The organism is Micromonospora sp. SD19 (assembly GCF_054462275.1).
In genome coordinates this window covers 225,120-251,317 of sequence record NZ_JBTLMN010000003.1, presented here as the reverse complement: position 1 = coordinate 251,317, position 26,198 = coordinate 225,120, and the positions used below count along the sequence as shown (strand labels likewise).

Genomic DNA, 26,198 nt, shown 5'->3' with positions numbered 1-26,198 from the left:
GGCCCGCCGGCTACCGGCGGGCCCGTCGTGCGTCCGGGGTCGGCTGTCGGTCAGTCCACGTCGCCGCGCAGGCCGCCCAGGACCTCGTCCAACTCGTCCGGCTTGACCAGCACGTCGCGCGCCTTCGACCCCTCGGACGGCCCGACCACCCCCCGGGTCTCCATCAGGTCCATCAGGCGGCCCGCCTTGGCGAAACCGACCCGCAACTTGCGCTGGAGCATCGAGGTCGAGCCGAACTGCGAGGTGACCACCAGCTCCACCGCCTGCACCAACAGGTCGAGGTCGTCGCCGATGTCCTCGTCGATCTTCTTCTTGCTCTCCTGCACCGGGGCCAGCACGTCCGGCCGGAACTCCGGCTCCCGCTGGTCCTTGCAGAACTTCACCACGTCGGCGATCTCGCGCTCGGTGACCCAGGCGCCCTGGATGCGGACCGGCTTGGAGGCGCCCATCGGCAGGAAGAGCCCGTCACCACGACCGAGCAACTTCTCCGCGCCCGGCTGGTCGAGGATGACCCGGGAATCCGCCAGGGAGGAGGTGGCGAACGCCAGTCGGGACGGCACGTTCGCCTTGATCAGACCGGTCACCACGTCCACCGAGGGGCGCTGGGTGGCCAGCACCAGGTGGATGCCGGCGGCCCGGGCCAGCTGGGTGATCCGGACGACCGAGTCCTCCACGTCGCGCGGCGCGACCATCATCAAATCGGCCAGCTCGTCCACGATCACCAACAGGTACGGGTACGGCCGCATCTCCCGCTCGCTGCCCGGCGGGGCCTTGATCTCGCCGTTGCGGACCTTGCGGTTGAAGTCGTCGATGTGCCGGACCCCGTTGGCGGCGAGGTCGTCGTAGCGCATGTCCATCTCGCGGACCACCCAGTCCAGCGAGTCGGCCGCCTTCTTGGCGTTGGTCACGATCGGGGTGACCAGGTGCGGGATGCCTTCGTAGCCGGTCATCTCGACCCGCTTCGGGTCGATCAGCAGCAGCCGGACCTCGTCCGGCGTGGCCCGCGTGAGGATGGAGACCAGCAGGGTGTTGAGGCAGCTCGACTTGCCCGCGCCGGTCGCGCCGGCGATCAGGATGTGCGGCATCTTGGCGAGGTTGGCCACCACGTAGCCGCCCTCGATGTCCTTACCGAGCGCCACCACCATCGGGTGGTGATCGCTGGTCGCCGCCCGCGAGCGCAGCACGTCACCGAGGGCGACGTTCTCCGGGTCGGTGTTCGGGATCTCCACACCGACGGCGCTCTTGCCCGGGATCGGGCTGAGGATCCGGACGTCCGGCGACTTCACCGCGTACGCGATGTTGCGGGACAGCTGGGTGATCCGCTCGACCTTGACGCCGTGGCCCAACTCCACCTCGTAACGGGTGACGGTCGGACCACGGGTGAAGCCGGTGACCGCGGCGTCCACATCGAACTGGTCGAACACGCCGGTCAGCGCGGCGATCACCTCGTCGTTGGCCTTGCTGCGGGTCTTCGCGGCGGCCCCGGCGCTGAGCATGTTGGCCGGCGGCAGGGTGTAGTCCCCGGCCAGCCCGGTCAACGCGAGCTGCTCGGCCCGGGTCGGCGCCGGCGAGTGCTCCGGCGGCTCGACCGGCGGCTTGCGGCTCGCCGGCACCTTCGCCGGAGCCTTGCGCGGCAGCACCATGGTCTCCTGGAGGTCAGCGCCGTCCAGGTCCTCGAAGTCGTCCGGGTCCAGTGGTGGGGGCATCCGCTTGGCCGGTCGCTTGCGGGCCGGCTTCGCGACCGGCTCGTCGACCTCCTCGTCGGTCTCCGGTGCGCCCACCAGCCCGCCGGCGAGCAGACCCAGCCGCTCGGGAATCTTGTTGATCGGCGTCGCGGTCACCACGAGCAGGCCGAAGAGCAGCAACAGGACGAGCAGCGGCACCGCCACCCAGGCGGTCACCGCCCGCTCCAACAGCCCACCGACGCCCGCGCCGATCAGGCCGCCGGCGAAGTCACGTTCCACGGTGTCCACCGGGTCCTGGCCGATCTGGAGCAACGCCGCCGTCGACACCAGCAGCGAACCCCAACCGATCAACCCGCGGCCGCGGTGCTCCGGGTCCGCCGGCTGACGCATCAGCCGCCACGCCCCGATCATCAACAGCACCGGTACGACCACCGAGATCGCGCCCAGGAACAGCCGGATCGTGTCGGCCAGTCGCGCGCCCACCGGCCCCGCTCCGGACAGCCAGAGCGCCACGGCGGAGAGCAGGGCGAGCCCGAACATGAGCAGCCCGGCGCCGTCCCGGCGGTGCTCCGGGTCGAGGTCACGGGCCGAGGCGGCCTGCCGCCCGGCGGCGCGCACGGCCCAGCCCATCCCGTGGGCCAGCCCCATCCACAGTGCACCGATCGCGCGGCCGACGTAGACCGCGGGGCCGGGTCGGGGCGGCGTGGTGCGCCGTCGGACCGGTGCCCGGGTCTTCTTCGCCGGTTGACGGGCACGACTGTTGGTGCCACCGCGCGGCGACGCGCCGCGCCGCCGGCTCGCCTGAGAGGTACGGCCCGCCATAGAGTCACGGTAACGGTGGGGCCGGGCAGATCCCCGCTTTTCCGGGTCGTGTCCGCGCGTCGTAACACGAACCCCACCGCCGGTCGTGATATCCGCCTCAGAAGGGATGCCCCATGGCGTCGCCGGAACTCGAGGGCGATCCGGACGATCCACTGGCCGGCCACCCTGGCGCACTGCGTCCGCTGACCGGTGACCTGGTCTCCGCGGTGCTCGCTGCCCGTGGCCGGTCCGTCGGCCCGACACCCGACGGCGACCTGGTGGGCCTCTTCGACGACAACATGATCTGGTTCCTCCGCGTCGGCGGTGACGGGGAGCTGCTCCAGATCCGCACCATGGTCGATCCGACCTTCGGCATCGAACGGGTTCCCGACCTGTACGCGTTCTGCAACTCCTGGAACCACGACCGGCTCTGGCCGAAGGCGTTCGTGCACGTCGACGACGACGGTCGAGCCCGGGTGTACGGCGAGGTGATCACCGACCTGGAACGCGGGGTGACCCCCCACCAGCTCGACCAACTGCTCGACTGTGGCATCTCCACCGGCTGCCAGCTGGCCGTGGCGGTCCGTCGACTGCCCGGCGCGGTGCCGTCGTGACCGGCCGGGACGAGTCCACCGGCAACCGCACCGGCACGCCACCCACCGGTCCCGGTGACCGCCTCGCCCGTGGCCGCGTACCGGCGTTGGAGGCCGCGCTCGCCGACGCCCGGGACCTCCCCGACGGCCCGGCCCGGCAGGTGGCCCTGGAACGGCTCGCCGAACGCGCCGACGGGGCCGGCGACGTCCGGTCCGGGATGGACGCCCGGTTCGCGCTGATCGAGGCGTATCTGCTGCACGGGGAGCGGTGGCGGCTGGTCGAGCCGGTCCGGCGCTGCCGGGCCGCCGCCGACCACCGGCCCGACCTCCTCACCGACGCGGAGAACGGGCTGCTGCTGCGTTACCAGCGGTACGCGGTGGAGGCACTGCTCGGGACCCCCAGGGTCGGGCTGGACCAGACCCGGTCCCTGCTGCACGACCTGGCCCACCGCGTCGGGGCGGACGGCCCGGACACACCGACCGTCGCGGAGCTGCACTGCCGGATCGCCGATCACCTGGGCGACGAGCCCACCGCCCGGCACTGGTACGAGCGGTGGTCCGGGAAACGGCCCGGCCCGGCCGGCGGCTGCCCGGGCTGCGCCTCGGCCCGGCGTGCCGAGCTGCTGGCCGGTTGGGGCGAGTGGAGCGCCGCGCTCACCGAACTCGACGCATCCGACGGCGATCCACGGTCCTGCACCGACCAGCCCGAGCGGGACCTGGTCGCCGGTCTGCTGCCGGCGCTGCGTACCGGCGAGCCGGCGCGGGCGGCGGCGGCACACGTGCGGGCCTACCGCCGGCACCGGCACGAGCGGGCGGCATTCGGGCACCTCGCCGCGCACCTGCGGTTCTGCGCGCTGGGCGGGCACCTGGAACGCGGCCTGGCCATTCTGGCCGAGCAGCTGCCCCGGTTGGACCGGCCGACCGACGATCTGGCCGCCATGGAGTTCGCCGCCGCCGGAGCCCTGGTCTGTGCGCTGGCCGTGGAGGCAGGGCTCGGCGGGCGGACGATGCCCCGCCCGGCGTACGGCGAGCGGACCGCCACCGAGCTGGACGTGGCTTCGCTCGGGGCGCTGCTGCTCGGGGTGGCCAGCGAGTTGGCCGGCAGCTTCGACGCGCGCAACGGGACCGGGCACCACTCCGGACGGATGGCCGCCTGGTTGGCCGAGCGCCCCCTCGCGGCGCTGGTTCCGCTGCCCACCGACGACGACGGTGCCGGGCTCGACGATCCCGACACCGACCGCCGCGACGTCGAGGCCGAGCTGGGTGAACGCGAGGTGTCCGCGCTCTCCCTCACCATGATCACCGCCGTCCTGGACGGGCGCGGCGACCGGTACGTGCTGGACGAGGGCGGGACGGTGGTCGGCCACTGGGACGGTGCGGTGATCCAGTTCCGGCGGGCCGGTGAGCGCGGTGAGGTGCTGCACGCCCGAGCCATGGCCAACCGTCGGCTGCCGGCGGCCCGCCGCGCCGAGGCGTACGCCTTCTGCAACGCGTGGAACCACGACCGGCTGCTGCCCAAGGCGTACGCGCACGACCTCGGCGACGAGTTGGTGCTTGCCGGCGACGTGGCCACCGACCTGGCGCACGGGGTCGCCCCGGCGCAGCTGCGGGTCCTCATGGACGCCGCCATCGCCACCGGCGTCGCGTACGCCGAGGCGGTCGCCGCGCTGCCCTGACCGCCCCGAACACGGCGAACGCCGGCCCACCCCGTTCGGGTGGACCGGCGTCAGCGGACGTCGCTCAGACCTCGACGACGGTGGGCACGATCATCGGCCGACGACGGTACTTGTCGTTGACCCACCGCCCCACGGTCCGCCGGACGATCTGCTGCAACTGGTGCGGGTCGGTGATCCCGTCGGCCGCGGCCCGGTTGAGCGCCTCGGTGACCAGCGGCACCACCGGGTTGAACGCCTCCGGGTCCTCGGAGAAGCCCTTCGCGGAGAGCGTCGGACCGGCGACCACCTTGCCGGTGACCGAGTCGACCACGACGGTGGTGGCGATGAAACCGCCGTCACCGAGGATCCGCCGCTCGGTGAGCAACGACTCGCTGACGTCACCGACGGCGAGGCCGTCCACGTAGACGTACCGGCTCTTCACGTGCCCGACCAGGCTGGCGCGGCCCTCGACCAGGTCGACCACGTCGCCGTCCTCGCAGAGCACCACCCGGTCGGCCGCGACCCCGGACTCGATGCCGAGCCGGGCGTGGGCGCGCAGGTGACGCCACTCGCCGTGCACGGGCATCAGGTTGCTGGGGCGGACCACGTTGAGCAGGTAGAGCAGCTCCCCGGCGGGGGCGTGCCCGGAGACGTGCACCTTGGCCACGTCCTTGTGCACGACCACCGCGCCGGCCCGGGCCAGCCGGTTGATCACCCGGTAGACCGAGGTCTCGTTGCCGGGCACCAGTGACGAGGCCAGCACGACCGTGTCGCCGGGGGCGATGGTGATGTGCCGGTGGTCGCCGCTGGCCATCCGGCCCAGCGCGCTCATCGGCTCACCCTGCGAACCGGTGGACATCAACACGATCTGCTCCGGCGGCAGCGTGGTCGCCTCCTCGATCCCGATGACCAGGCCGGCCGGGATGTTGAGCAGGCCGAGGTCCCGGGCGATGCCCATGTTGCGGACCATGGACCGGCCGATCAGCGCGACCTTGCGGCCGTGCTCGGCGGCGGAGTCGAAGACCTGCTGCACGCGGTGCACGTGCGAGGCGAACGAGGCCACGATGATCCGGCCCTTGGCCTTCGCGAAGATCGAGTCGAGCACCGGCCCGATCTCCCGCTCCGGGGTGACGAAGCCGGGGATCTCCGCGTTGGTGGAGTCGGACAGCAGCAGGTCGACGCCTTCGGCGCCGAGCCGGGCGAAGCCGGCCAGGTCGGTGATCCGACCGTCCAGGGGGAGCTGGTCCATCTTGAAGTCGCCGGTGTGCAGCACCAGGCCGGCGGGGGTGCGGATGGCCACCGCGAGAGCGTCCGGGATCGAGTGGTTGACAGCGAAGAACTCACACTCGAACGGGCCGAGCCGCTCGCGGCCACCCTCCCGCACGGTCAGCGTGTACGGCTGGATCCGCCGCTCGGCCAACTTCGCCTCGACCAGGGCGAGGGTGAACTGGGAGCCGACCAGCGGGATGTCGGGTTTGTGGGCGAGCAGGTACGGCACCGCGCCGATGTGGTCCTCGTGGCCGTGCGTCAGCACGATCGCCTGGACGTCGGCGAGCCGGTCCAGGATCGGGCCGAAGTCGGGCAGGATCAGATCCACACCCGGCTGCTCGACGTCGGGGAACAGCACCCCGCAGTCGACGATCAGCAACTTGCCGTCGTACTCGAAGACGGTCATGTTCCGACCGATGGCGCCGAGCCCGCCGAGCGGAATGATCCGCAGGCCGCCTTCCGGCAACGGCGGGGGTAGTTCCGCCCCGATGTGCGCCTCGGTCACGCGTCCACCTCGTTCTGCGACGCCGTCACTCGACGTCCATCGTTTCGTTCGTTCATTCGGGCAGCTCCAGGCCCGCTGCCGCGAAGTCCGCGCGCAGCTGGGCGATCTCGTCGTCGGTGGCGTCCACGAGCGGGGGTCGCACCGGGCCGGCCGGCAGGCCCAGCGACGCCAGGCCCGCCTTCACCAGGATCGTGCCCTGGGTACGGAAGATGCCGGTGAACAGCGGCAGCAGCCGCCGGTGCAGGGACAGCGCGGTCGGCATGTCCCCCGCGTCGTACGCCTCGATCATCTGTGCGGTCAGCGCCCCGGTGAAGTGCGTCGAGGTGCCGACCACGCCCACGCTGCCGACGGCCAGCGCCGGCAGGGTGAGCGCGTCCTCGCCGCTGTAGAAGGCGAGGGTGGTGCGGCTGGTGACCCAGCTGGTCGCGGTCAGGTCGCCCTTGGCGTCCTTGACCGCGACGATCCGGCCGTGTTCGGCGAGCCGGACCAGCGTCTCGGTGTCGATCGGCACGCCGGAGCGGTGCGGAATGTCGTACAGCATCACCGGCAGGCCGGTGGCGTCGGCGACCGCGGTGAAGTGGCGCAGCAACCCGCTCTGCGGCGGCTTGTTGTAGTACGGGGTGACCACCAGCAGGCCGTGCGCACCCGCCTTCTCGGCGGCGGCGGCCAGCTCGATGGTGTGCCGGGTGTCGTTGGTGCCGACGCCCGCGACCACCTTGGCGCGGTCACCGACGGCCTCCACCACGGCCCGGATCAGGTGTTCCTTCTCCGCGTCGGTGGTCGTCGGCGACTCACCGGTGGTGCCGTTGACCACCAGCGCGTCGTTGCCCTGCTCGTCGACCAGGTGGCTCGCCAGCCGGGCGGCGCCGTCGAGATCGAGGGAACCGTCGGGGGTGAACGGGGTCACCATGGCTGTCAGCAGCCGGCCGAAAGGGCGGGACGCCGGTCGGGCCGCGGCGTCGAGGTGGTCGTGCGTCATACCCTCCAACCTAGCGGACGACCAGCCGGGCCCTGCCGGGGAAGGGCTCAGGACGCCTCGTGCGGGCTGGCCGCCACCTCGGTGCCGTCCGGCAGCGTGGAGATCACGAAGTCGGCGAACACGTTCGGGGCGACACCCTGCAGCTGGCGCAGGCACTCCACGGCCAGCTCACGGATCTCCACATCGGCGTGCTCGGTGGCCCGCATCGCGACGAAGTGCCGCCAGGCCCGGTAGTTGCCGGAGACCACGATCCGGGTCTCGGTGGCGTTGGGCAGCACCGCCCGGGCAGCCTGCCGGGCCTGCTTGCGGCGCAGCGTCGGGTTCGGCTCGTCGGAGAAGCGCTGCTCGAGGCCCTCCAGCAACTCGGTGTACGCCCGAACGCTCGCCTCGGCCGCCTCCACGAACTTCTTGTGCAGCTCGGGGTCGTCGGCGATGACCGCCGGCTCGACCATGGCCGCGTCCCGCTCCGGGACGTACCGCTGGGACAGCTGGGAGTACGAGAAGTGCCGGTGCCGGATCAGCTCGTGGGTGAAGGAGCGGGACACCCCGGTGAAGTAGAAGGTGACCGACCCGTGCTCCAGCACGCTGAGGTGACCCACCTCGAGGATGTGCGCCAGGTAGCCGGCGTTGGTGGCAGTCGCCGGGTTCGGCTTCTTCCACGACTGGTAGCAGGCCCGACCGGCGAACTCCGCGAGTGCCTGGCCACCCTCCGCGTCGGTCGACCACGGCACGTCGTCCGGGGCCGCGAATTGGGTCCACGCGATCAACTTGACCTGGGGCTGCACCATGTCCGGCATTCCTGGGACTGTAGTGGTGCGGTGCCGGTCGGCCCAACTCAGGCGCGCCCCGTGCAATGTCGATCACTCAGGCAGTGGTGGCGCCGCCGCCGAAGCCCGGGCCGGGATCCAGGGGGCCGGTCCGGCGTCCGGCGTCCGGCGTCCGGCGTCCGGCGTCCGGCGTCATCGTTGCTGGGCCCGGGGTCGGGGCGGGCAGTTCCATCGGCGTCCTCTGGAGCTGAATCGTTTGCGACATCAGCGCGGTGGATCGGGCTCTCTCGACCAGGCACGTCTCTCTACCGAGGACGGGCTCCCAACCTGACGAGCGCGCCCGAACGACCCGAGCGGCCCGAGCGGCCCGAGCGGCCCGAGCGGCCCGAGCGGCCCGGCAGCCGCTCCACCCACAAGATCACGCAACGTCCTGGATGTAGTGGCATCCCCCGCGCCTGACACCACTACATCCAGGATCGAGCACGATCCCGGGGCGAAATGCGTCGGCCGCGGTGCGCCGCGACGGCGGTTGCCGGCTGCCTACTGGTGATCGACTCGCGTTTCTGTAAGTCGGGGTGTCTGGGTCGGCTGGATGGCCCCGTTTTCTGAATGCCGAGTCGATCAAGTGGCGACCGGCGGAGGAGGCCCGTGATGTCGTAAACGGATCAGCTCCAAAGGACGCCGAACAACGCATGCCAGCCCTACATCTACGCGCTGGAGCATCGGGGCACCAGCGGACGGGACGGAGACGACGGAGGGTGTGCGGATGAGTGACGAGGAACGCCGGGACAGCGCGTCGGGCGATGGCGCACCTCGGCGCACCAGCGCGTCGGGCGACGACGGGGTCAGACGTAGAGCGAGGTGAACGGCGCCCAGGGCAGGTTGCGGAGCACCGAAAAGGCCAGCCATGCGGCCAGGAAGCCGCCGATGACCTTCGAGCTGATCCGCAGCTCGGGCATTCGCCACCCGAACGCCTGACTTCCTGCCCAGGCCACGAAGAGGTACGCCAGGAACGGCAGCGCGAAAATGAACACGAAGTGGTGTCGGGCGGCGGCCGGAAGGTCCCCGTGCAGCACGTACCAGAGGGCGCGGGTGCCACCACAGCCCGGGCAGTCCAACCCGGTGGTCAACTTGAGCAGACAGGTGGGCGCGGCATCCGGGTCGGCGTGCGTCGGATTGCTGAGCAGCGCGTAGCTCATACCGACGGCGACGCAGCCGACCGCGGCCAGCGGCACCGCCCAGCGCGGGGAGCGTTCGTAGAGCCGCAGCACAAACCGGGTGAGCCGGTCCGGCTCGGGTGCCGGGTAACCGCCCGGCGGGGTCGCCGGCCAACCCTCCGAACCCGCCCCGCCGGGACCCGCGCCGTGCGGACCGAAGCCGCCGGAACCCGCACCGTGCGGACCGAGCCCGTCGGGAGCCGCACCGTGCGGACCGAAGCCGCCGGAACCCGAGCCGTCGGGACCCGCGTCTCCGGGACCGCCGTCGGCCAGGGCGGCCTGGTGCACCGCCCCGGGGGCGGGCTGCGGCTTGTCGACCGGTCCGGGAACGCTCGTCACGCGCTCACGGTACACCGGACACGCCGGCCAACGCGGCGGTGAGCGGACCGGCCAGGTCGCCGGCCGCGGGCGGTGCCACCGCGTCCAGGCCGAGCCAGCCGGCCAGCCGGTACAGCTCGGCGGCGAGCGCCACCGCGGTCTCCCCCGGGTCGGCGCCGGGCTCGAGCCAGGCGGCCGGGACCAGCAGCACCTTGGCCTTGCGGTCGGCCTTGAGGTCGACCCGGGCGGTGAACCGGTCGCCCTGCAGGAACGGCAGCACGTAGTAGCCGTAGACCCGCTGTGGCGCCGGGACGTAGATCTCGATCCGGTAGCTGAAGTCGAACAGCCGCTCGGTGCGGGCACGTTCCCAGATCAACGGATCGAAGGGGCTGACCAGTGTGTTGCCGCGCACCCAGCGCGGCAGCCGGGCGGACGCGTGCAGCCACGCCGGCTGTCGCCAGCCCGCCACGGTGACCGGCACCAGCTCACCGGCCTCGGCCAGCTCCGCGACGGCCTGCCGGGCGCCGGCCAACGGCAACCGGAAGTAGTCGCGCAACTCCGGCTCGGCGGCCACCCCGAGCGACCGCGCGGCGAGGGCCACCAGCGTGCGGTACGCCTCGGCGTCGCTCGGAGTGGGCGCGGCCAGCGCCGCCGCCGGCAGCACCCGCTCGGGCAGGTCGTAGCGGCGGGCGAACGAGGTGCTGCGCTCGGCGGCGGCCACCTCCCCGGCCCAGAACAGGAACTCCAGGGCCCGCTTGACGGCCGACCAGTTCCACCCCCAGTTGCCGGTCTCCCGGGGGGCGTCGTGCTCGATCTCGGCGGCGGTCAGCGGCCCCCGGGCGGCCACCTCGTCGCGGACCCAGGCGACCAGCTCCGGCTGCTCCTGCGCGATCCGCCGCATGCCGCCCCAGGATTCGCTGTGCGCGCGGGCCATCCGCCAGCGCAGCAACGGGTGCAGCTCGACCGGGACCAACGACGCCTCGTGGCCCCAGTACTCGAACAGCTCCCGCGGGCGCCGGTAGGCGGCCTGGTCGAGCAGTGTGGTCGGGTACGGCCCGAGTCGGCTGTAGAGCGGCAGGTAGTGCGCGCGTTGCAGCACGTTGACCGAGTCCATCTGGATCAGCCCGACCCGGCTCAGCACCCGACGCAGGTGCCGGCGAGTGGGCACACCCGTCGGCGCCGGGTCGGCGAAGCCCTGTGCGGCGAGCGCCACGCGGCGGGCCTGGGCGAGCGAGAGTGATTCCGGTGTGGTCATCGTCGGCGACCTTAATTCATCGGTACGACGCCGGTGCGGGAAGCTGGACGTGACGACCAACGAGGCATAGAACGGTGCAATGCTGACCATCCGTCGGGAGGAGCCGGACGACGCCGAGGCGGTCGCCCGGGTGCACGTGCACGGCTGGCAGGCGGGCTATGCCGGCTTCATGCCGGACGAGGTGCTTGGGCGGCTCAACGTGGTGGCCTGGGCGCAGCGTCGTCGCGACGTCGGCACCGCCGATCCGGAGCACCCGTTCACCACACTGCTCGGCGAGGTGGACGGGTTGGTGGTGGGCTTCACCACCTTCGGGCCGTACCGCCGCAACCAGGACCGGGACGACCTGGACCAGACGGTCGGCGAGGTGGTGGCGCTCTACGTGGAGCCGGCCCGCTGGGGTGACGGGACCGCCGCCGCGCTGCTGGACGCGGCCCGGAGCGGGCTCACCGAGCGCGGCTGGGCGGGGTACCGGGCGTGGGTGCTGGCGGACAACCGGCGGGCCCGTCGGTTCTGCGAGCGCGCCGGCCTGTCACCGGACGGTGAGCGGTCGACCTATCAGGTGCCGCTGGCCGGCGGGGGCCCGCCGGTCGGGCTGGTCGAGCTGCGGTACGCCGGACGCCTCGACCGCTGACCCGTGCGGGGTCAACCACCGGCGGATCGGCAGGAAGGCCAGCAGCGCCAGACTGATCCACACGTAGGCGTTGCTGCCCAGGAAGCCGTCCACCCCGGTGAAGTCCTTCTCCCAGAACCAGACGGTGCGGCTGATCAGCAGCGCGTACCCGATGGTCGCGGCGACCAGCAGGACCCGCCGTCGGCGGCCGGCCGGCGCGGCCATCGCGTTGTCCACCAGGAGGATCAACGCGGGCAGCAGCCAGACCAGGTGGTGCACCCAGGTGACCGGGCTGACCAGGCACATCACCGCACCGGTCAGCGCCAGGCCGGTCGCCTCGTCGCCGGCCGCGACGGCGGCCCGGGACCGCCAGGCCCAGAGCGCCAGGGTGCCGAGCACCAGCAGCAGCCACAGCAGCGTGCTCGGGTGTTCCGGGTCGAGCCGGGCGACCACCCCGCGCAGCGACTGGTTGGAGACGAAGGCCAGCTCACCCACCCGACCGGTGTTCCACAGCGCCTCGGTCCAGAACTCCCGGGACGCGTCCGGGAAGAGCGCGGCGGCCAGCAGCGACACCCCGGCCGCCGTGCCGCTGGCGGTGAGCGCAGCCCGCCACCGCCCGGTCACCAGCAGGTAGACGATGAACACGCCCGGGGTCAGTTTGATCGCTGTGGCGAGGCCGATGCCCGCTCCGGTCCACCGGCTGCCCGCCGGCAGCAGCCGCAGCAGGTCCACCGCCACCAGGAAGAGCAGCAGCGTGTTGACCTGGCCGAAGTTGACAGTCTCCCGCATCGGCTCGAACGCGGCGGCCAGGCAGAGCGCCACGGCGAGGGCGAACCACCGGGTCCAGCCGGCGCGGCGGGCGATCGGGTCGACCAGCCACCAGATCAGCACCGTGGTGGTGGCCACGCTGGCGAGCACGCTCACCACGATCGCCGCCGTCCACGGCAGGTACGCCATCGGCAGCATGGCCAGTGCGGCGAACGGCGGATAGGTGAAGCCGTACTGGGTGCCCGGCTTGAGGTAGTCGTAGATCTCCCCGCCGTCGTGCACCCACCAGGTCAACGCACCGTAGTAGACCTTCAGGTCGAAGAAGCCGTGCCGGACGGCAGCCACGGCGAGGAACCCGGTGACCGCCGCGGCGAGCACCACCACCCCGACGACCTGCGCGGTCGTCCTGTTGGCACCCTGCGCCACCGTCGTCTCCCCCGCCCTGCGTAGGCTTCCGTCCCATGGCTCTCGGGTACGTCCGCCCGGCGCGTCCCGAGGACGCCGGCGAGATCGCACGCATCCAACTCGCGACCTGGCGGGTCGCGTACCGCCGGATCCTGCCTCGGCATGTGCTCGACAACCTGGACGAGGCGTTCCTCGCCCGGCGGTGGAGCGCCGCGGTGCTGGAGCCGCCCTCGGGCAAGCACCGGGTGCTGGTCGCCGTCGAACAGGCCGAGCAATCGTATCTGGTGGGGTTCGCGGCCTCCGGCCCGGCCGACGGCGAGGCCCTGGCCCCGGGTGAGCCGGCCGAGGCGCTCGGCCCGGACGTGGCGGCGGTGACCGACCTGCTGGTGGAGCCGCGTTGGGGCCGGCGGGGGCACGGCAGTCGGCTGCTCGCCGCCGCCGTCGACCTGTGGCGGGAGGACGGCCTGAGCCGGGCGGTGGCCTGGGCGTTCGAGGGCGACGAGGCCACCCGGAAGTTCCTCACCAGCACCGGGTGGGAGCCCGACGGGGCGGCCCGCGCGCTCGACGTGGACGACATGCTGGTGCCTCAGGTGCGCCTGCACGTCGCCGTTCCGGCCGAGAAGGTCGAGTGACAGGTGTGGCGGACCCAGATCGGGGCCGCCACACCGAACCAGGTCAGCCCTTGTCCGAGCCGTCGTTGGCGTCGCGGACGAAGTAGCGCTGGAACACCACGAAGATGATCGCCACCGGGATGGTGGCCAGCAGCGCGGCGCCGAGCTTGAGCGGGTACTGGGTGCCCTTGCCGAGCGAGCCGCTGACCAGGTCGGCCAACCCGCGCGGCAGGGTGAACAGGTCCGGGTCCTGCACGGACACCAGGCTGTGCGGGAACTCGTTCCAGGAGCCCTGGAACGACAGGATGGTGAGGGTGATCAGGGCCGGCTTCGCCATCGGCAGCACCACCGACCAGAAGGTGCGGAAGATGCTCGCCCCGTCGATCCGGGCGGCCTCCTCGACACTGACCGGAATCGACTCGAAGAACTGTTTCATGATGAACACGCCGGCCGCGTCGGCCAGCAGTGGCACCACCAGACCGGCGTAGCTGTTGTAGATGCCGAGCTGGTTGAGCACCAGGAACTTCGGGATCAGCAGCACCACCCCGGGCACCGCCATCACCGCGATGACGGCGGCGAACAGTCCGCTGCGGCCGCGGAACCGCAGCCGGGCCAGCGCGTACCCGGCGAGCGAGTCGAAGAAGACCCGGCCGAGGGTGACCAGCACCGTCACCAGCAGCGAGTTGCCCAGCCACAGCGGGAAGTTGGTGCCGGCGAAGATCCGTTCGAAGCCGGCAAGGGTGAGCGGGTCCGGGAACGGTGACAGCGGGTTCGCCGCCGCGTCGGGCTCGGTCTTGAGCGCGTTGCCGATCTGGATGACGAACGGGTAGAGGAACACCAGCCCGAAGAAGACCAGCGTGGCGTACCCCAGAAAGCGGGTGGCCAGGGTGCGGGCCGCGCGGTGCTGACGCCGCGCGGGCACCGCCGCCGGGCGGTCGGTGAGCACGGCCATCTCAGGACCTTTCCGGTACGCGGCGACGCCGCCAGCCGCGGCGCGGCCGGTCGGTGTCCCGCTCGGCCAGCGCCCGGCGCTGGATCAGCGTGAGCACGATGATGATCAGGAACAGGACGAACGAGATCGCCGCGCCGGAGCCGTAGTCGAAGTCCCGGAAGGCGGTCCGGTACGACAGGTAGGCGGGGGTGAGCGTGGTCTTGGCCGGGTCGCCCTGGCTCATCACGTACACCTGGTCGAAGACCTGCCAGGAGCCGATCATCCCGAGGGTGAGCACCAGGAAGGTGGTGGGCCTGATCATCGGCAGGGTGACGTACCGGAAGCGCTGCCACCGGGACGCACCGTCGAGGGTGCTCGCCTCGTCGAGCGTGACCGGCACGTTCTGCAGCCCGGCCAGGAACATCAGCATGAACGTGCCGGAGGTGGTCCAGACGACCAACGTGATGATCGAGATCATCGCCACGCTCGGGCCTGCCAGCCAGTCCCACCAGCTCAGCCCGAACGGCCCGCCGTCGGCCAGCGCCGCCGGTGGCGAGTCGACGCCGAACACGCCGAACAGCAGGTGCAGCACGCCCCGGGAATCGGCGAACCACTCGGGCCCGTCGATGCCGACGAAGCCGAGCAGGGCGTTCACCGCGCCGGAGTTGGCGAAGAGGAACAGGAACACCACGCTGATCGCGACCGAGCTGGTCACCGAGGGGAAGTAGAAGGCGCTGCGGAAGAAGCTCTTGCCCTTGAGCATGCGGTTGTTGACGACAAGCGCCAGGCCGAGCGCGAGCACCGTCTGCGCCGGCACCACGATCGCCACGTAGTAGATGTTGTTGCGGATGCTGGTCATGAAGTCGCGCCGGGCCAGCCCGTCCTCGGTGAACAACTGGGTGTAGTTGCGCGCGCCGACGAACGGGACGTCGCCGGTGAAGGGACTGCCCTGGCCGTTCCAGTCGGTCAGGCTGACCCAGAGCGCCATCAGGATGGGCAGCAGCAGGAACAGTCCCAGAATGACGATCACCGGGGCGACGAAGAGCCAGCCGGCGAGGTTCTCGTCGCGTCGGGTGCCGCCCCCGCGTCGGCGCGGGCTCGACCCGGTCGCGGTGGCCGTGGCGGTCAGTGTCTCGGTTGCCATCTTCCCTCCCTTCCTCTCTCCGGCCGACGTGCGGCGGGGGCCCCGGTGATCGCCGGGGCCCCCGCCGTCACCTCAGCTGCCGCCGAGCGCAGCCTTGGCGTTCTTGTCGAAGTTCTGCAGGACGGTCTTGGGGTCACCGTTGGCCAGCCCCTGCAGACCGGTGTCGAGGTCCTTGAGGACGCTGTCCATCTTCGGGGCGTTCACCGGGCCCTGGGCGTACGCGGCACCGTCGACGAACACCTTGTCCGCCGGGAAGGCGGCGGTGTACTGGTCGCGCGCCGACTGGCGGGACGGCATGACACCGAACGCCTTCGCGAAGGTCATCTGCTGCTCGCTGCTGGTCATCGCCTCGACGAACTTGATCGCCTGATCCTTGTACTTGCTCTTCGCGGCGATGCCCCAGCACTGGGTGAAGGAGAGCGTGCCCTGCCCCTTGGGGCCGGCCGGCAGCGCCACCACCTTGTACTTCACGTTGGGGAAGTCGTTCTGCAGGGCACCCTTGATCCAGTTGCCCTCGATGGTCATCACGGCCTTGCCCTTGCCGAACGCCTCACCGGACCAGCCGGCGTCGAGCTGCTTGGGGTACTTGGCCAGCCCGGTGCTGAGCATGGTCTTGACGTACTGGAGGGCGGCGAGGTTCTCCGGGGTGTCAGCGGTGGGCTGCTTGCCGTCCTTGCTGACCAGCCAGCCGCCGTTCTGCACCATGAAGGCACCGATCCGGTCCCGGGTGTCGCCGAGGGCCAGCGGGACCTGCCCCTTGGCCTTGATCTTCTGGGCGGCGGCGGTGAGCTGCTCCCAGGTCGTCGGCACGTCGGCGTCGGTCAGCCCGGCCTTGGTCCACAGGTCCGTGTTGATCTGCAGGGCCAGCGTGGAGAAGTCCTTGGGCGCGCAGTAGAGCTTGCCGTCGTACGTGAAGGCGGTACGCAGGCTCTCGTAGAAGTCACCGGAGTTGCTGACCTTGTCGCCGTACGGCTCGAGGGCGCCGACGCTGGCGTAGTTGGCGAACTGGGCCGCGTCCACGTAGAAGACGTCCGGTGGGGTGCCGCCGGCGAGCGCCTGACCGAGTTGCTGGGTGAGGTCCTGGGCCGGGGTCACCGTCGCGGTGTTGCCGGAGCTGCTGGCCCACGTCGCGGCGGCGTCCTGCACGGCCTTGGTCTCGGCCTCGCCGGACGAGCCGATGAGGATCTGCAGGCTGGCCGGGCCGCTGGACTGGGCGGTGTCGCCGGAGGAGTCGTCGAAGCCGCTGCCGCAGGCCGCGGAGCCGAGGAGGGCGACGGCGGCGAGGCCCGCCACCGTTGCCCGGGTGATTGTTCGAGGTGCCATGGTTTCTCCTGGTGGGGGGGTGTGGCTACGCGGTGTGCCGCAGTGCCAATGAGGGCTGGAGCAGCACGGGGCTGGGGGTCTCGTGGTCGCCGTCGAGGACCCCGGTGAGCAGGTCCACGCAGCGGGCGGCGGCCTCGCCGAGCGGCTGGCTGACGCTGGTCAGCCCGACCGCCGCGGCCACCGGTGTGTCGTCGAAGCCGATCACCGACACGGACGGGTCGACGCCGCGGATCGCCTGGAGGGCGCCGAGGGCGAGCGAGTCGCTGGCGCAGACCACCGCGCTCGGCGCCACGGCGACGAGCAGGTCACGCATCAGACGTTCACCCTCGGCGATGCCGTCCTCGGTCTCCCGGTGCAGCCCGGTCGGGTCGACGCCGGCCGCGTGCAGCGTGTCGCGCCAGCCGGCCCGCCGGTCGTCGCCGACGCCGGAGCCGACCGGCCAGCCGATGAACGCGATCCGCCGGTGGCCGGCGTCCAGCAGCCGCCGGGTGGCCTGGGCGGTGCCGGCGGCGCCGTCCACGTCCACCCAGGGGTGTGCGTCGAGCGCGTCCCACGGGCGGCCGAAGGTCACGAACGGCACGTCCCGGTCGGCGAGCCATTGGGTACGCGGGTCGCCGTACTTGGTGCCGACCAGCACGAACGCGTCCAACTCGTAGGTGCCGAGCAGGTCGCCGTACGTGGCGATCTCCCGTTCGTCGTCGGTGGCGGTGTAGAGCAGCACCCGGTAGCCGGCCGCGTCGGCGGTCTCGGTGAGGCCGTGCAGGAAGCGGTCGAGCACGGAGCCGTTGATGCCGTCGCGGGTCGGCTCGATCCGGGCGGCGATCAGGCGGGACCGGCCGGTGCGCATCTGCCGGGCGGCCTGGTTGGCCCGGTAGCCGAGCGCGTTGATCGCGTCCTCGACCCGCTGACGGGTCTCCTGCCGCACGATGTGCGGGGCGTTGAGCACGTTGGACACCGTCTGCCGGCTGACTCGGGCGTGCCGGGCCACCGTCGCGATGGTCACCTTTTCGGCCACTTAATCCCTCTCGCCATCTTGAACGATCCAATTTGGATAAGGCAGGATTGGATCGTTCAAGTTTCTGGAATGTTTCGCACTTTGCACCGCCAGGGGCCGCGTTGTCAAGACGTCCGCCCCGCACCCCGAGGATCTGGAGCCACACCGTGATCGAACGCCAGCTGCAACCCCTCCTGCACGAGTTGGTCGGGGTGGTCTTCGCCCCCACCAGCGCGCTGGGGGACGCGACCGGGCAGATCCGCCCGACCGGCGTCCAGGGCGTCTTCCACGCCGATGCCCGGGTGCTCTCCCGCGCCGAGCTGCTTGTCGACGACCAGGAGCTCGAAGGGCTGACCCGGGGCGACGTCGGACCGCACGGCGCGCACTTCGTGAGCCTGGCCCGCTGGCTCGGTGACCCCACACCCGACCCCACCGTCCGGGTCGACCGGACCCGCCGGGCCACCCGCAACGGTCTCACCGAGGAGCTGCGCATCCGCTCCACCGCCACTGTTGGCGTACGGGCCACTGTCTCCGTCGACCTCGGCTGCGACCTCGCCCCCATCGAGGTCGTCAAGTCCGGTCGCGCCACCGACGCGCTGGCGGCCAGCACCGGCCAGCCCGGCACGCTCACCTGGACGGGCACCGGGATCACCGTCACCGTCACCGCGCCAGGCGCCGACGTGCTCGCCGACGGCGAGCGGGCCACCACTCCCCGGCTGGTCTGGCCGGTCGACCTGCCCCCCGGCGGCGAGACCGTGCTGCGCTGGCAGTTGGCCGTCGACGACCCGCGCGCCGTCGTCGTCGGCCCGGCCGGCGAGCCCGAATGGTCCCGACCCGAGGTGAGCGCCGACGACCGACGCCTCGTCCGGCTGCTCGACCGCAGCCTCGACGACCTGCGGGGCCTCCGGCTGGCCGAGACCGGCGCCCCGGGGGACGTGTTCCTCGGCGCCGGGGTGCCCTGGTTCCTCACCCTGTTCGGCCGGGACAGCCTCTGGGCCGCCCGGATGATGCTGCCGCTCGGCACCGACCTGGCCGCCGGCACCCTGCGCGTCCTCGCCCGCCGGCAGGGCACCCGGATCGACCCGACGACCGGCGAGGCCCCCGGCAAGATCCTGCACGAGCTGCGGCGCCACGAGTTCGCCCTGCCCGAGAACGGCCTGCACCTTCCGCCGGCGTACTACGGCACCGTCGACGCCACCATGCTCTGGGTCAACCTGCTGCACGACGCGTGGCGGTGGGGAATGCCCGCCGTGCAGATCGAGCCCCTGCTGCCGCACCTGGAGGCGGCGCTGCGCTGGCTCGGCGAGCACGCCGACCCGGACGGTGACGGCCTGGTCGAGTACGTCGACACCACCGGTCGCGGGTTGTCGAACCAGGGGTGGAAGGACTCCGGAGACGCCGTCCGATTCCACGACGGAACCCTGGCCACCGCGCCGATCGTGCTTGCCGAGGTGCAGGGGTACGCGCACGAGGCCGCCGTGAACGGGGCCGCCCTGCTGGACGCCTTCGGCCGACCGGGCGCCGACCGCTGGCGCGAGCACGCCGCCGCGCTTGTCGACCGGTTCCGGAAGAGCTTCTGGGTCGACGGCCGCCACGGCCCACAACCAGCGCTGGCCCTCGACCGCGACAAGCGCCCCGTCGACTCGCTGACCAGCAACATCGGCCACCTGCTCGGCACCGGCCTGCTCGACCGCGACGAGGAGGCGCAGGTCGCGCACCTGCTCACCACCGACACGATGGCCGCCGGGTTCGGACTGCGCACCATGTCCAGCGACGATGCCGGCTTCAGCCCGCTGTCGTACCACTGTGGCTCGATCTGGACCCACGACACCGCGATCGTGCTCGGTGGGTTGGCCCGCGCCGGGCACCGCGACGCCGCCCTCGGCCTGGCCGACGGACTGCTCAGCGCGGCCGAGGCGTTCGACTACCGGATGCCGGAGCTGTACGGCGGCGACGACCGGGCACTGGTGAACCGTCCGGTGCCGTACCCGGCCGCGTGCCGACCGCAGGCCTGGGCCGCGGCGGGTGCGGTGCTGCTGCTACAGGCGGCCACGGGGCTCTACCCGGACGTACCGGCCGGCACGGTCCGGCTGACACCGCTGGCCGGGCCCGAACTCGGCGCGCTGCATGTGGACGGACTGCGCGTGGGCGGCGCTCCGGTGACCGTCACCGTCGACCGCACCGGCGAAGCCACCATCACCGGCCTGCCCACCCCCCTGACCCCACCTCTCCCCACCCAACGCCGCCCCACCACCCAACCCCTCCCCCAATAACCCCCGCCCCGCCCTCGCCCTGGCCCTCGCCCTGACCCCGTCGATCATGGAGTTGTGATGGGCGAAAGCTCCATGTGTGCCCCTTCTGCGAGGCACCACAACTCCATGATCGACACAGGGTCAGACCGGGCGGCTCCGGCGATCTTGCGGTTTCGCTTGTCGGGATGCGTGGAATGCCCCTTGTGCCACCGCAGAAAGTGCAAGATCGCGGGGGTGGGGGTCAGCGGGCTTGTTCGGCGACCAGCTCATCGTCGTCCATGGCGCCGGTGGGGTGGAAGCCCAGGGAGGTGTAGAGGGCCGCTGCTGGGGTGTTGTCCGGGTGGTACGAGAGGCGGACCGGGGGGTTTCCGTCCTGGGCCGCCAGCCAGGGGGCCAGGGTTTGCACGGTGGCCCGGCCGACGCCCCGGCCCTGCTCGGCGGCGTCGATCAGCATCCCGCCGATCCAGTGCGAGCCGTCGTCGTCCACCCCCCACATGACGTGGCCGACGACGGTCTCGTCGGCGTACACGGCCAGGGAGTTCCACACGTCGGAGCGCATGCTGAGCAGCAGGTAGCGGGCACCCAGCGCGGCCACGAACCGGCGCTGGTCGTCGCGCGGGGCGACGTCGGCCACCGCCCGCCAGTTGTCGTCGTCGACCGGCCGGAGTGTGACCCGCCGACCGAGCCGATCCAGGTGTGCGTTATCGATCATCGGCGGATGCTACCCGGCCCGGACAGAGAGATCTTGGACAGTTTCCGTCACGGGAGAACGGAAACTGTCCAAGATCTGCGGTCAGTCGAGCAGGGCGTCCAGGCCGACGGTGAGGCCGGGGCGGTTACGCACCGCGCGGACGGCCAGCAGCACGCCCGGCATGAACGACACCCGGTCGTACGAGTCGTGTCGGATGGTCAGCGTCTCGCCGGTGCCGCCGAACAGCACCTCCTGGTGGGCGACCAGGCCGGTGGCGCGCACCGCGTGGACGCGTACCCCGTCGATCTCGGCGCCGCGCGCACCCGGCACCTCGTCCTTGGTGGCGTCCGGCACCGGGCCGAGGCCGGCCTCGGCGCGGGCCCGGGCGATCTGCCGGGCGGTGTGGGTGGCGGTGCCGCTCGGGGCGTCCAGCTTGCGCGGGTGGTGCTGCTCGATGATCTCGACGGACTCGAAGTGTCGGGCGGCGCGGGCGGCGAACTGCATCATCAGCACCGCGCCGATGCCGAAGTTCGGGGCGATGACCACACCCACCTCGGGCCGGTCGGCCAGCCAGCCGCGCACCTGCTCCAACCGCTGCTCGGTGAAGCCGGTCGTGCCGACCACCGCGCTGATGCCCTGCTCGACGCACCACCGGAGGTTGTCCATCACGACGTCCGGCGTGGTGAAGTCGACGACCACCTCGGCGGCGGAGACGGCCGAACGACTGTCGCCCTGGTCGATCGACGCCGTCAGGGTGAGGTCGTCGGCGGCGTCGACGGCCTTGCAGACCTCGATGCCCATCCGGCCGCGCGCGCCGAACACGCCGACCCGAATCTTCTCCTGCTCGTCAGTCACGGGGCACAACCTATCCCAATCGGGACGTGCCCCAGTCGTCGGATCCGGGCGGCTCCACCGACCGGGACGCGCCCCGGACCGGGCCGCGACAGCCCTCAGACCGCGAAGTCGCCGGCGCCGAACGGGCCCACCACTGCCAACGACATCGGGCGGCTGAGCAACTCGGCGGCGAGGACGTTGACGTCCTCCACGCTGACCTCGTCGACCCGGCGGAGCAGCTCGTCGACGGGCATCAGGTCGCCGTAGAGCAGCTCACCCTTCGCCAGCCGGCTCATCCGGGAACCGGTGTCCTCCAGGCCGAGCACGAACGAGCCCTTGCTCATCCCCTTGCCCCGGGCCACCTCGGCCTCGGTCAACCCGTCGGCGGCCACCCGGGCCAACTCGGCGCGGGTCAGGGCCAGCACCTCGTCCACCTTGCCCGGCGCGCAGCCGGCGTAGACGGCGAACAGGCCGCTGTCGGCGTACTGGCTGGCGTAGGAGTAGACCGAGTAGGCCAGGCCGCGCTGCTCGCGGATCTCCTGGAACAGGCGGCTCGACATGCCGCCACCGAGCACGTTGTTGAGCACCCCGAGGGCGAACCGGCGATCGTCGAGCCGGTCGATGCCGGGGCAGCCGAGGATGACGTGCGCCTGCTCGGTCTCCTTCGGCTCCACCACCGTGGTCACCGGCCTGGTGCGTACCGCCGGGGTCGCCGCGCGGTGCGGTGCCGGGCTGGCCGGGTCGCTGTCCAGCGGGGTGCCGCGCACCGCCTGACGGACCAGCTTGACCACCGCCGCGTGGTCGAGATTGCCGGCGGCGGCGATGACGATCTGCGGCGCTGTGTAACGCCCCCGGTAGAAGTTCTGGATCTGCCGGCGGGTCATCGGGGTGACGGTCTCCGCGGTGCCGGAGATGAGCCGGCCCAGCGGGTGGTCGCCGTAGACGGCCTGGACGAAGAGGTCGTGCACCTCGTCGCCCGGCTCGTCGTCGTGCATGGCGATCTCTTCCAGGATCACGCCGCGCTCGGTCTCGACGTCGGCCGGCTCCAACAACGAGTCGGCGACCAGGTCGCACATCACGTCGATCGCCAGCGGCAGGTCCTCGTCCAGCACCCGCGCGTAGTAGCAGGTGTATTCCTTCGTGGTGAAGGCGTTGGTCTCACCGCCCACCGCTTCGATCTGCGAGGAGATCTCCAGTGCGGTGCGCTTGTGGGTGCCCTTGAAGAGCAGGTGCTCCAGGAAGTGCGCGGCACCCGCCTGCGGGCCGGTCTCGTCGCGCGAGCCGACCGCCACCCAGATGCCGAACGAGACGCTGCGCATCGCCGGAATCGCCTCGGTGAGGACGCGCAGGCCGCTGGGCAGCACGGTACGTCGTACCGTGCCGCCCAGCGGGTCGTCGCTGAGCGTCCGGGTCACCGCGCGGGCGGTGCCGCCGGAACGGCCCGCCCCGGTGCCCCGAGACGCAGCCACCCCCCGTCGATCCGGTGGAAACGGCGCGCTGAAGGCCCGACTCACGTGGTGCTCCCGGTTCGACGAGGGGTGGGTGATGCGAGGTACGACGATCAGCTGTGCCGGGTCCGGCGGCGCGGACGCTCGCCGCCCTCGCCACCCTCGCCGCCGTTACCGCCCTCGCCGCCGCGCTCCGGGCCACGCCCGCCACGGTCGCCGCCGCGTTCACGGTCACCGCGGTCACGCGGAGCCCGGTCGCCGCGGTCCCGACCAGCCGGCCGGTCGCCAGCGGCGGCCTCACCGGCGGCCGGAGCCTCGGTGCCCTCCGGGCGGACCTTGTCCAGGTAGATCTTGCCGCGGGCGTCGATGTCCGCGATCTCGACCTCGACCCGGTCACCGACGTTGAGGAAGTCCTCGACCCGCTCGACCCGCTTGCCGTCGCCCACCTTGGAGATGTGCAGCAGGCCGTCGCGGCCCGGCAGGAGCGAGATGAACGCGCCGAACGCGGCGGTCTTGACCACCGTGCCGAGGAACCGCTCGCCCTGCTTCGGGAGCGTCGGGTTGGCGATGCCGTTGATCCGGTCGACGGCCGCCTGGGCCGACGGGCCGTTGGTGGCGCCGACGTAGATCGTGCCGTCGTCCTCGATGGAGATCTCGGCGCCGGTCTCGTCCTGGATCGCGTTGATGGTCTGCCCCTTCGGGCCGATCACCATGCCGATCTTGTCGACCGGGATCTTGACGGTGGTGACCCGCGGCGCGTAGTCAGACATCTCGGCCGGAGCCTCGATCGCCGCCTTCATGACCCCGAGGATGACCTGCCGGGCCTCGTTCGCCTGCTGAAGCGCGGCGGCGAGCACGTCCGACGGGATGCCGTTGAGCTTGGTGTCGAGCTGCAGCGCGGTGACGAACTCCGGGGTGCCGGCGACCTTGAAGTCCATGTCACCGAACGCGTCCTCGGCACCGAGGATGTCGGTCAGCGTCACGTACTGGGTCTTGCCGTCCACCTCGTCGGAGATGAGGCCCATCGCGATGCCGGCGACCGGCGCCTTCAACGGGACACCGGCGGAGAGCAGACCCAGCGTCGAGGCGCAGACCGAACCCATCGAGGTGGAGCCGTTGGAGCCGAGCGCCTCGGAGACCTGCCGGATGGCGTACGGGAACTCCTCGCGCGACGGCAGCACCGGGATCAGCGCCCGCTCGGCGAGGGCGCCGTGGCCGATCTCCCGACGCTTCGGCGAGCCGACCCGGCCGGTCTCACCGGTCGAGTACGGCGGGAAGTTGTAGTTGTGCATGTAGCGCTTGCGGTTCTCCGGGGAGAGCGTGTCCACCATCTGCTCCATCCGGAGCATGTTCAGCGTGGTGACACCCAGGATCTGGGTCTCGCCCCGCTCGAACAGCGCCGAACCGTGCACCCGGGGCAGCACCCCGACCTCGGCGGTCAGCGCCCGGATGTCGCGCGGGCCACGCCCGTCCATGCGGACCTGCTCGCGCAGCACGCGGTTGCGCACCTCGGACTTGGTCAGCGAGCGGAAGGCGGCGCTGAGCTCCTTCTCCCGACCCTCGAACCGAGCGCCCAGCTCCTCGGCGACGCGGGCCTTGACCCGGTCCAGGGCTTCCTCACGGTCGGCCTTGCCGGCGATGGTGATCGCCTCGGCCACGTCGGCGCGGGCCAGCTCGGCCACGGCGTCGTACACGTCGTCCTGGTAGTCCAGGAAGACCGGGAACTCGGTGACCGGCTTGGCGGCGACCTCGGCCAGCTCGCTCTGCGCGCGGCACAGCTCACGGATCGCCGGCTTGGCGGCCTCCAGGCCGCTGGCGACGATCTCCTCGGTCGGGGCGGTGGCACCGGCCGAGATGAGGGCGACGGCGTTCGGGGTGGCCTCGGCCTCGACCATCATGATCGCGACGTCGCCGTCGTCGAGCGTGCGGCCGGCCACGACCATGTCGAAGGTGGCGCGGGCCAGCTCCTCCAGGGTCGGGAAGGCGACCCACTGGCCGTCGATGTGGGCGACGCGGGTCGCCCCGATCGGGCCGGAGAACGGCAGGCCGGAGAGCTTGGTCGACATCGAGGCGGCGTTGATCGCCACGACGTCGTACGGGTGCTGCGGGTCGAGCGCGAGGACGGTCTCGACGACCTGGACCTCGTTGCGCAGGCCCTTGACGAAGGACGGGCGCAGCGGCCGGTCGATCAGCCGGCAGGTGAGGATGGCGTCCTCGCTGGGCCGACCCTCACGGCGGAAGAACGAGCCGGGGATGCGGCCCGCGGCGTACATCCGCTCCTCGACGTCGACGGTCAGCGGGAAGAAGTCGAACTGCTCCTTCGGGTGCTTACCGGCGGTCGTGGCGGAGAGAACCACCGTCTCGCCCAGCTGGGCGATGACGGAACCGGCGGCCTGGCGAGCCAGCCGACCGGTGGAGAAGGTGATCTCACGGGTGCCGAAGGACCCGTTGTCGATCACGGCGGTGCGGGATTCGGTGCCGAGTTTGGTCTCGGTCATGTGCTGTCGTGCTCCTTCGCGTCGTGGGCCCACGACATCGGGGAGCTGCTCAGCCGGCCGGTCTTCGATCGAAGCGCCCGGGTGGTCGGCATGATGCCGGGTTCCCGGGGGCCACTACCGGAGACCGGTACGCTGACCGGCTCCCTCTCGGGTGGTCGCGCGGCCCGTGTTTCTTCAGGTGGGACGCGGCACGGGGGAGCGGCCGTCCGGCCACTCCCCCGTCACGTCACCGGCGCAGACCGAGCCGCTCGATGAGCGACCGGTAGCGGGCAATGTCCTTCTTCTGGACGTAGTTGAGCAACCGACGGCGCCGGCCGACCAGCAGCAGCAGCCCACGGCGGCTGTGGTGGTCGTGCTTGTGCACCTTCAGGTGCTCGGTCAGCTCCGCGATCCGCTTGGTGAGGACCGCGACCTGAACCTCCGGCGAACCGGTGTCGCCCTCGGCGGTCGCGTACTCCGCGCGGATGCTGGCCTTGGCTTCCTGATCGAGCGCCATGTTCTCCCTGTTTCGATGGGTTGATCAAGTGGGTGTCCGTCGTCCCGATGGACCGGGAACGGACCGGTACCTCGCACCCGCGGCGTCGAGCAGGCACGCGAGGCCCCACGCCGGTCACCCGACGTCCCGGCAAGACTACCAGCACTCGC

21 protein-coding genes are annotated in these 26,198 nt (G+C 71.7%); 5 read left to right on the top strand and 16 right to left on the bottom strand.

The window, feature by feature from the left end; all coding sequences use genetic code 11:
* Window positions 1-50: 50 nt before the first annotated feature.
* Complete coding sequence (locus ACX27O_RS13610) at window positions 51-2,507, bottom strand: FtsK/SpoIIIE family DNA translocase (RefSeq protein WP_210861038.1); 2,457 nt, start codon at window positions 2,505-2,507, stop codon at window positions 51-53.
* A gap of 113 nt (window positions 2,508-2,620) precedes the next feature.
* Here ACX27O_RS13610 and ACX27O_RS13605 point away from each other — a divergent pair, with 113 nt between their 5' ends.
* Window positions 2,621-3,100 (top strand): YbjN domain-containing protein, encoded by a 480-nt coding sequence (locus ACX27O_RS13605; protein ID WP_358128330.1) that lies wholly within the window; start codon window positions 2,621-2,623, stop codon window positions 3,098-3,100.
* Window positions 3,097-4,755, top strand: coding sequence for a type III secretion system chaperone family protein (locus tag ACX27O_RS13600; RefSeq protein ID WP_458939518.1), 1,659 nt, complete (start codon window positions 3,097-3,099; stop codon window positions 4,753-4,755). Before ACX27O_RS13605 ends, ACX27O_RS13600 begins: the two co-directional genes overlap by 4 nt.
* Window positions 4,756-4,819: 64 nt before the next feature.
* Here ACX27O_RS13600 and ACX27O_RS13595 read toward each other — a convergent pair whose 3' ends face one another.
* From ACX27O_RS13595 to ACX27O_RS13575, 5 genes are all read right to left on the bottom strand, one after another.
* Window positions 4,820-6,508: a ribonuclease J gene (locus tag ACX27O_RS13595; protein WP_030336843.1), complete on the bottom strand. Its 1,689-nt coding sequence runs from the start codon at window positions 6,506-6,508 to the stop codon at window positions 4,820-4,822.
* A 52-nt stretch (window positions 6,509-6,560) separates the two neighbouring features.
* Complete coding sequence (gene dapA, locus ACX27O_RS13590; RefSeq protein WP_030336845.1) at window positions 6,561-7,487, bottom strand: 4-hydroxy-tetrahydrodipicolinate synthase; 927 nt, start codon at window positions 7,485-7,487, stop codon at window positions 6,561-6,563.
* Between the two features lie 47 nt (window positions 7,488-7,534).
* Window positions 7,535-8,275: an FAD-dependent thymidylate synthase gene (thyX, locus tag ACX27O_RS13585; protein ID WP_030336847.1), complete on the bottom strand. Its 741-nt coding sequence runs from the start codon at window positions 8,273-8,275 to the stop codon at window positions 7,535-7,537.
* 824 nt (window positions 8,276-9,099) lie between these two features.
* Window positions 9,100-9,759, bottom strand: coding sequence for a DUF2752 domain-containing protein (locus ACX27O_RS13580; protein WP_309140786.1), 660 nt, complete (start codon window positions 9,757-9,759; stop codon window positions 9,100-9,102).
* Between the two features lie 55 nt (window positions 9,760-9,814).
* Window positions 9,815-11,044: a winged helix-turn-helix domain-containing protein gene (locus ACX27O_RS13575; RefSeq protein WP_210860208.1), complete on the bottom strand. Its 1,230-nt coding sequence runs from the start codon at window positions 11,042-11,044 to the stop codon at window positions 9,815-9,817.
* Between the two features lie 79 nt (window positions 11,045-11,123).
* Here ACX27O_RS13575 and ACX27O_RS13570 point away from each other — a divergent pair, with 79 nt between their 5' ends.
* Window positions 11,124-11,675, top strand: coding sequence for a GNAT family N-acetyltransferase (locus ACX27O_RS13570; RefSeq protein WP_030336855.1), 552 nt, complete (start codon window positions 11,124-11,126; stop codon window positions 11,673-11,675).
* Here ACX27O_RS13570 and ACX27O_RS13565 read toward each other — a convergent pair.
* On the bottom strand, window positions 11,574-12,848 hold the full coding sequence (locus ACX27O_RS13565) for a glycosyltransferase 87 family protein (protein ID WP_400447289.1): 1,275 nt from the start codon (window positions 12,846-12,848) through the stop codon (window positions 11,574-11,576). The two genes, ACX27O_RS13570 and ACX27O_RS13565, sit on opposite strands and share 102 nt — an antisense overlap.
* Window positions 12,849-12,883: 35 nt before the next feature.
* Between ACX27O_RS13565 and ACX27O_RS13560 the strand changes: the two genes are divergently transcribed.
* Window positions 12,884-13,459 carry a GNAT family N-acetyltransferase gene (locus ACX27O_RS13560; RefSeq protein ID WP_030336858.1) on the top strand — a complete coding sequence of 192 codons (576 nt, stop codon included), beginning with the start codon at window positions 12,884-12,886 and terminating at the stop codon, window positions 13,457-13,459.
* 43 nt (window positions 13,460-13,502) lie between these two features.
* Here the strand turns inward: ACX27O_RS13560 and ACX27O_RS13555 are convergent, their stop codons facing one another.
* From ACX27O_RS13555 to ACX27O_RS13540, 4 genes are all read right to left on the bottom strand, one after another.
* Complete coding sequence (locus ACX27O_RS13555) at window positions 13,503-14,390, bottom strand: carbohydrate ABC transporter permease (protein WP_030336860.1); 888 nt, start codon at window positions 14,388-14,390, stop codon at window positions 13,503-13,505.
* A gap of 1 nt (window position 14,391) precedes the next feature.
* Window positions 14,392-15,513: a carbohydrate ABC transporter permease gene (locus ACX27O_RS13550; RefSeq protein ID WP_030336863.1), complete on the bottom strand. Its 1,122-nt coding sequence runs from the start codon at window positions 15,511-15,513 to the stop codon at window positions 14,392-14,394.
* Window positions 15,514-15,585: 72 nt separating this feature from the next.
* Window positions 15,586-16,836 carry a sugar ABC transporter substrate-binding protein gene (locus tag ACX27O_RS13545; protein ID WP_458939517.1) on the bottom strand — a complete coding sequence of 417 codons (1,251 nt, stop codon included), beginning with the start codon at window positions 16,834-16,836 and terminating at the stop codon, window positions 15,586-15,588.
* Window positions 16,837-16,861: 25 nt separating this feature from the next.
* Window positions 16,862-17,851, bottom strand: a complete 990-nt coding sequence (locus ACX27O_RS13540) for a LacI family DNA-binding transcriptional regulator (protein WP_030336869.1) — start codon at window positions 17,849-17,851, stop codon at window positions 16,862-16,864.
* Between the two features lie 146 nt (window positions 17,852-17,997).
* Between ACX27O_RS13540 and ACX27O_RS13535 the strand changes: the two genes are divergently transcribed.
* On the top strand, window positions 17,998-20,103 hold the full coding sequence (locus tag ACX27O_RS13535; protein ID WP_458939516.1) for an amylo-alpha-1,6-glucosidase: 2,106 nt from the start codon (window positions 17,998-18,000) through the stop codon (window positions 20,101-20,103).
* Between the two features lie 220 nt (window positions 20,104-20,323).
* Here ACX27O_RS13535 and ACX27O_RS13530 read toward each other — a convergent pair whose 3' ends face one another.
* The 5 genes from ACX27O_RS13530 to rpsO form a co-directional block, all read right to left on the bottom strand.
* Window positions 20,324-20,794, bottom strand: coding sequence for a GNAT family N-acetyltransferase (locus ACX27O_RS13530; RefSeq protein WP_357633909.1), 471 nt, complete (start codon window positions 20,792-20,794; stop codon window positions 20,324-20,326).
* Between the two features lie 81 nt (window positions 20,795-20,875).
* Entirely contained in the window at window positions 20,876-21,628 is a 753-nt protein-coding gene (gene dapB / locus ACX27O_RS13525) for a 4-hydroxy-tetrahydrodipicolinate reductase (RefSeq protein WP_279516985.1), read from the bottom strand.
* A gap of 95 nt (window positions 21,629-21,723) precedes the next feature.
* Complete coding sequence (locus ACX27O_RS13520) at window positions 21,724-23,121, bottom strand: M16 family metallopeptidase (protein ID WP_030337592.1); 1,398 nt, start codon at window positions 23,119-23,121, stop codon at window positions 21,724-21,726.
* A 47-nt stretch (window positions 23,122-23,168) separates the two neighbouring features.
* Window positions 23,169-25,553: a polyribonucleotide nucleotidyltransferase gene (locus ACX27O_RS13515; RefSeq protein WP_030337593.1), complete on the bottom strand. Its 2,385-nt coding sequence runs from the start codon at window positions 25,551-25,553 to the stop codon at window positions 23,169-23,171.
* Between the two features lie 226 nt (window positions 25,554-25,779).
* On the bottom strand, window positions 25,780-26,049 hold the full coding sequence (rpsO, locus tag ACX27O_RS13510) for a 30S ribosomal protein S15 (protein ID WP_030337594.1): 270 nt from the start codon (window positions 26,047-26,049) through the stop codon (window positions 25,780-25,782).
* Window positions 26,050-26,198: the final 149 nt, after the last annotated feature.